This is a genomic window from Rhizobium mayense (genome assembly GCF_030272705.1).
Lineage (GTDB): Bacteria > Pseudomonadota > Alphaproteobacteria > Rhizobiales > Rhizobiaceae > Rhizobium > Rhizobium mayense.
Window position 1 is genome coordinate 23,931 of the sequence record NZ_JARFYM010000052.1, and the last position, 6,149, is coordinate 30,079.

The 6,149-nt window shown below is 61.1% G+C and carries 6 protein-coding genes; 4 read left to right on the top strand and 2 right to left on the bottom strand.

What is annotated here, in order from left to right:
- Window positions 1–127: 127 nt before the first annotated feature.
- Together PY649_RS32460 and PY649_RS32465 are read left to right on the top strand one after the other, a co-directional pair.
- Complete coding sequence (locus PY649_RS32460) at window positions 128–865, top strand: SDR family oxidoreductase (protein WP_285873032.1); 738 nt, start codon at window positions 128–130, stop codon at window positions 863–865.
- Between the two features lie 36 nt (window positions 866–901).
- Complete coding sequence (locus tag PY649_RS32465) at window positions 902–1,771, top strand: NmrA family NAD(P)-binding protein (RefSeq protein WP_285873034.1); 870 nt, start codon at window positions 902–904, stop codon at window positions 1,769–1,771.
- Between the two features lie 3 nt (window positions 1,772–1,774).
- On the opposite strand, the gene ggt is transcribed toward PY649_RS32465, so the two are convergent.
- The gene (ggt, locus tag PY649_RS32470) at window positions 1,775–3,520 is read right to left on the bottom strand and encodes a gamma-glutamyltransferase (RefSeq protein ID WP_285873035.1); all 1,746 of its coding nucleotides are present in this window, start codon (window positions 3,518–3,520) and stop codon (window positions 1,775–1,777) included.
- 343 nt (window positions 3,521–3,863) lie between these two features.
- On the opposite strand from ggt, the gene PY649_RS32475 reads away from it, so the two are divergent.
- Window positions 3,864–4,067, top strand: coding sequence for a hypothetical protein (locus PY649_RS32475; RefSeq protein ID WP_285873036.1), 204 nt, complete (start codon window positions 3,864–3,866; stop codon window positions 4,065–4,067).
- On the opposite strand, the gene PY649_RS32480 is transcribed toward PY649_RS32475, so the two are convergent.
- The gene (locus tag PY649_RS32480; protein ID WP_285873037.1) at window positions 4,064–5,329 is read right to left on the bottom strand and encodes a glycerate kinase type-2 family protein; all 1,266 of its coding nucleotides are present in this window, start codon (window positions 5,327–5,329) and stop codon (window positions 4,064–4,066) included. The two genes, PY649_RS32475 and PY649_RS32480, sit on opposite strands and share 4 nt — an antisense overlap.
- A 152-nt stretch (window positions 5,330–5,481) precedes the next feature.
- On the opposite strand from PY649_RS32480, the gene PY649_RS32485 reads away from it, so the two are divergent.
- A complete protein-coding gene (locus PY649_RS32485; protein ID WP_285873038.1) occupies window positions 5,482–5,910 on the top strand; it encodes an OsmC family protein in 429 nt (142 codons plus the stop codon).
- The last annotated feature ends 239 nt before the right edge of the window (window positions 5,911–6,149 follow it).

Below are 6,149 nucleotides of genomic sequence, written 5' to 3' on the forward strand. Positions count from 1 at the left end.
GTTTTCCCGCGTAAGACGATGTGTTTCGATCGCTGATCTTATGTCATGAATAAGTTGACATAACCGCACTTAAGTCATGTTCGGTCTTGTTGCATAGAGGTCTCCGAAACGAAATCGGGGACCGAATATGAACATCGAAGGAAGCGTTGCATTCGTCACTGGCGCCAATCGCGGCCTTGGCAAGGCCTATGCCGAGGCTCTGCTCACGGCTGGTGCCGCCAAGGTCTATGCCGGCGCGCGTGATCCGTCCGCCATCACCGATCCGCGCCTCATCCCCGTCAAACTCGACGTCACGTCGCCCGAGGATATCGCAGCCGCGGCGGCGCGTTGCGGCGACGTCAACATCCTCATCAACAATGCGGGTGCCATGCTGTTGACCACCATGCTGGCGGGCAATGCCGAAGCGGCGTTGCGGCGCGAGATGGAGGTCAACGTCTACGGTCCGCTCAGGATGATCAGAGCCTTTGCGCCGGTCCTGGCGAAGAATGGCGGTGGCGCCATCGCCAACATGCTGTCGGTGGTGAGCTGGTACGTCTTTCCCTTCAACTCCACCTATTGCGCTTCCAAACATGCCGCGCTTGCCATGACGGACGGCTTGCGCATGGAGCTGAAGGCACAGGGAACACAGGTGATCGGCGTTTATGCCGGCTTCATTGATACCGATATGGCCGCCGGCGTCAGTGAAGAGAAGACGCCGCCGCCACAGGTGGCCGAGCGCACGCTCGATGGCATCCGCAACCGCCAGGACCATGTCCTGGCCGACCGGAGCGCCGAAGAGATCTGGGCTGCCACTCGCAACGATCCCGCAGCATTCGCTGCGCAAATGCAGGCGATTTTTGATGCCGGTCCAACCTGGGCCGCCTGACTCCCAAAACCTAACCACCTTTTCAAGGAGAAGATCATGTTTGCAATCACTGCCGTCACCGGCAAAGTCGGTGGCACGACCGCTCGTACCCTGCTGAAAGCCGGCCACAAGGTCCGTGCCGTCGTCCGCGACCGGGCGAAGGGCGCGGAATGGGAGAAGCTTGGTGCGGAAGTCGTCGTCGCCACCTTCGATGACGCCGATGCGCTCGCGCGGGCTTTCGAGGGTACCGAAGGGGTCTTCGTCATGGCCTCGCCGAATTTTGCGCCTGATCCGGGCTTTCCGAGCGCCCGCAGAGACGCGGCGGCGCAGGCGGCCGCCATCCGGCGCGCGCAGCCGGGCAAGGTCATTGTGCTGTCGTCGATCGGCGGTCAGCGCACCTCTGGTCTCGGGCTCATCACCCAGGTGCATATGCTGGAAGAGGCGCTTGCGCTGCTGACCATGCCCATCGCCATTCTGCGGCCGGCCTGGTTCATGGAGAATTCGTTGTGGGATATCGCACTGGCGCGCGAAACCGGCGAAATACCGAGCTATCTGGCGCCGCTCGGCAAGCCATATTCGATGATCGCCACCGCCGATATCGGTGCCATTGCGGCCAGGACGATGGCTGAGAGCTGGACCGGTCACCGGGTAATCGAGATCGAAGGGCCGAAGCGCTATACCCAAACCGAAATCGCCACCCTGATCGGCCAGGCGATCGGTCGCCCGGTCGTCGCCAAGCCCGTTCCGCGCGCCGAGTGGGCGGAGCGCTTCCGGGCGCAGGGCGCCCAATGGCCGGAGCCGCGCATCGAAATGATCGAAAGCTTCAACTCCGGCTGGATCGACTTCGAGCCGGCAGGCGTCAACGAACACGTGGTAGCGCCGACGCCTTTTGGAACTGTGCTGGCAGAGCTCGCCAAGATCGCCTGAGGATCAGTATCCCTCGGCAAGACCCGAGCCGGCACGGCTGTCCATCGCACCGTTGTAGCGGGCACCGCCACCCTTGGCGATATCGCCAAGGCTCTTGCCGCCGACGAGAATGCCGGCGGCCTGACCCCAGACCGGCCAATCGCCGCCGACCTCGACATTATAGCCCATGCCGGTCAGCAGTTTGATCGTGTCGGGAGACAACGTATAGGGTTCGGTATAGACTTTGTCCGGCAGCCACTGGTGATGGATGCGCGGCGCGTCGATTGCCTGCTGAATATCCATGCCGAAATCGATGACATTGACGATCGATTCGAGGGTGATGGTGATGATGCGCGCCCCGCCGGGGCTGCCGATCACCATGAAGGGCTTGCCGTCCTTGGCGACGATGGTCGGGCTCATCGAGGAAAGCGGCGTCTTCTTCGGTTGGATGGCGTTGGCCTCGCCCTGCACCAGACCGTAGAGGTTCGGTACGCCCGGCTTGGATGTGAAATCGTCCATCTCGTTGTTGAGCAGGATGCCGGTGCCGGGTGCGACCACGCCGGCGCCGAAGGAGCCGTTCAGCGTATAAGTAACGGCAACCGCATTGCCGTCATTGTCGATGATGGAATAATGCGTCGTCTCATGGCTCTCGCCGAGGCCATTCGGCATCAGATCCTTGGAGACGCCGGCGCGATAGGAATCGATGCTGTCGCGAATCTTTTTGGCGTAGTCTTTATCCAGCAGCTTGCTGACGGGATTGTTGACGAAATCAGGATCACCCAGCGCGGAATTGCGATCGACATAGGCGTGGCGCATGGCTTCGACCATGAGATGCACGGTGTCTGCCGAGCCGTAGCCGGTATAGGACAGCGGATAGCCTTCCAGCACGTTCAGGATCTCGCAGATGATCACGCCGCCAGAAGAGGGCGGCGGCGAGGAGATGATCTCATAGCCGCGATAATTGCACGTCACCGGATCGAGTTCGCGGACCTTGTATTGCTCGAAATCCTCCTTCGCCAGAATGCCGCCCTTGTCGCGGCTGGCGTTGACGATGGCGTCGGCGGTCGCCCCTTTGTAGAAGCCGTCCGGACCTTGTTCCGAAATGCTGGAAAGGACCGCGCCAAGCTGCGGTTGGGTCAGCGTGTCGCCGGTGGCGAAGGGCTTACCGTCCTCTTTGATGAAGATCGCGGCGGCCGCCGGATCGCGTGCAAGCCACTTCTTGCCCTCATTCAGTTCGGCGGCATCCGCCTGGTTCAGGGTGAAGCCTTCCTTGGCGTAGCGGATTGCCGGCGCCATCAGCTCCTGGCGGGATTTCGTGCCGTATTTCTCACGCGCGGTCTCGAATCCCATGACGGAGCCCGGCACGCCGACGGCAAGATAGCCGTCCGTGCTTGCGCCTTTGACGACATTTCCTTTGGCGTCGAGATACATTGTCTTGGTCGAGGCAAGCGGCGCGCGTTCGCGGAAATCGAGGAAGGCCGTCTTGCCGTCCTTCAGCCGGATGGTCATGAAGCCGCCGCCGCCGATATTGCCGGCGGTCGGATAAACTACAGCCAAGGCATAGCCGACCGCGACCGCGGCATCCACGGCATTGCCGCCGTTCTTCAGCACGTCGACGCCGACATCCGTCGCCAGATGCTGGGCTGTTACCACCATACCGTGCTCGGCTTCGACCGGCTGCGGCGCAGCGGCTTGAACGGTGGTGATGGATAAGAGCCCGAAGGCGAAGATGGCGGCCGAAGAAATCGCCCGCTGGTAGAAATGGCGCATGATAGTCCCTCCCGAAATCAGGTTTTGCTAAGGGAACCTATCGCGGGCGTTGTGTCTAGTGTTGAAGAGCGTTCTAATGTTGAAATTTCTGCTAGTGGCCTGTCGCGGCAGAGCGTTCCGAATCGGGGCGTGGTGGAAGACGGCAGATTCATTCCAAAGCAAGATTGTCATGCGGCCGATCGGGTTAATGCAAAGGCGTTAAGCGAGAGGTGCGCAATCGATCTTTCGAGCCTTTTGAATATGGCGATTAATGCCTTTTCGCACTCGCAATATTTTCTTCATCAGTGCAGTCTACTTTAGGTAAGTGCCTGTGACAGGTGGAAGTATTGCGTGGAGAACTGACATGATCGTCACGAAACTCGAGCAATGGAAGAACGAACGCAATAGCCAGCCGAAGGCGCTCGTCATCGCCAGGAAGGCGCATGTCGTCGAGATCGAATGCACACATTGTGGCCGCCATTTTTTCCGGTGGGCATCCACAGCGCCCGCTTACTGGCGCTGCGAGGATTGCTCCGCAAATAATGGTTTATTGCAGCCCGGCGATTAGGCGATCAGGATGGCCCGGAAATCATTGACATTCGTCCCGGTCGGGCCGGGGACGAAGAGATCGCCAATCGCGTTGAATGCCGACCAGGCATCGTTGTTTCTCAGCATCTCGGCGGGTGCGAGCCCGGCCCTGCGCAGCCGCGCGACCGTGCCTGCGTCGGCAAAGGCGCCGGCATTGTCTTCGCTGCCGTCGATGCCGTCGGTGTCGGCGGCCATGGCATGAATACCGGTGTGGCCGTCGATGTCGATCGCCAGCGACAGCAGGAATTCGGAGTTTCGCCCGCCCTTGCCCTTACCGGTGAGCGTTACCGTCGTTTCCCCACCGGACAGCAATAGGATCGGCTTGGCGAAGGGCCGATTGCGGTTCAGGATTTCGCGGGCCATGGCGGCATGAACATGGGCTGCCTCGCGGGCTTCGCCTTCGATCGCATCGGAAAGGATTGCCGCTTCGATGCCGGCCTCGCGCGCTACTGCGGCCGCAGCCTCCAGCGAGACACCGGCCGATGCTATGATATGCACTTCATTGCGGGCAAAACGCCGATCGTCCGGCCGCGGCGCGTCGGCTTCCGGCTTTTCAATATGCGCCAGGACAGCGGCGGGCAGTTCGATGCGGTAGAGACGGATGAGATCCAGCGCTTCGGCGCGTGTGCCGGCGCCCGGCACTGTCGGTCCGGAGGCGACAAGGGCCGGATCGTCGCCGGGAATGTCTGACACTACCAGCGAGACGACCTTGGCCGGATAGGCTGCGGTTGCGAGGCGGCCGCCCTTGATGGTGGACAGATGTTTGCGGATGACGTTCATCGCCGAAATCGGCGCGCCGGAGGCGAGCAGCGCCTTGTTGACGGCGATCTCGTCGGCAAGGGTAAGGCTGCCCGCCGGGGAGGGCAGTAGCGCCGAGCCGCCGCCGGAGATCAGGGCGATCACCAGATCGTCCTCCGTCAATCCCTCGACCAGCTTCAACAGCCGCCCGGAGGCGACGAGGCCGGCTTGATCAGGAACGGGATGGGCGGCTTCGATGATCTCGATATGGCGGCAAGGGGTGGCAAAACCGTAGCGTGTCACGACCAGCCCTTCCAGCGGGCCATCCCAGCATTGCTCCAAGGCCGCTGCCATCTGCGCCGATCCTTTGCCGGCGCCGAGGACGATCGTCCGCCCTTTCGGTTTTGCCGGCAGATGCGCGCGGATGCCGGTCATAGGATCGGCGGCGCGAACGGCTGCGTCGAAGAGGGAGGTGAGGAAGGCGCGGGTATCGGAAACGGTCATATCGAAATCTACCTGTCTGCGATGAGCTTATGGTCATGTGGTGGCGCAACTGACGCAAACGCGCAAGGGCTGGTAAGGGCGATTGTGTCGGGTGAGGTGAATCCCTATGTTTTGAGGAGCAGTTTCAACGATTTTATCTGAGGATTTTCGAAATGGCCGAGTTGAAGGTGAAGACGAGACAGACGGGCGCTACGGCAACGGTCGGCCGCACGGGTCTTCCGCATGTGACGTCTGTCACGGGCGGCGAGATCGATATCGTCACCTCGCCATCGCTCCCGGGCTTCAATCCGCTCGACCTGCTTTATTCCTCGCTGTCCGCCTGCCTCGTGCTCAGCGCCCGCATGGCCGCGAGCAGTCTCGGCGTGCTCGACAAGCTGACGGAGGTGACTGCCGTCGTGACCGGCGAGAAGGCGACGGAGGGGCTGTCACGCGTCGAAAAGTTCAACATCACCTTCACGATCAAAGGCGATTTCGGCGACGAGATCCGCAATGCCATCGCCCAAGCCGCCGAGGACGAGATCTGCACGGTCAGCAATACGATCCGGGGAAATCCGAAATTCGAGACGGTGATTTCGGGGTGAGCTCGCAGTAGGCGGTAAAAGCCCCTCATCCGCCCTCCTGAGCTTGTCAATGGGCGGGCACTTTCTCCCCTTTTTGACGGGGAGAAAGGGAAAGCCGCGTCATCGCCATCCCTCTCTCAGTGCTGAGTCGGGCGAGGGTACTAGAGCGTTTCTGATTATGTTTGAATCGCGGATACCCTTTTGATGTCGAATGTGATTCAAGATGCTGGCTGAGAGGAGGTCAGCATCGATGGTCGCAC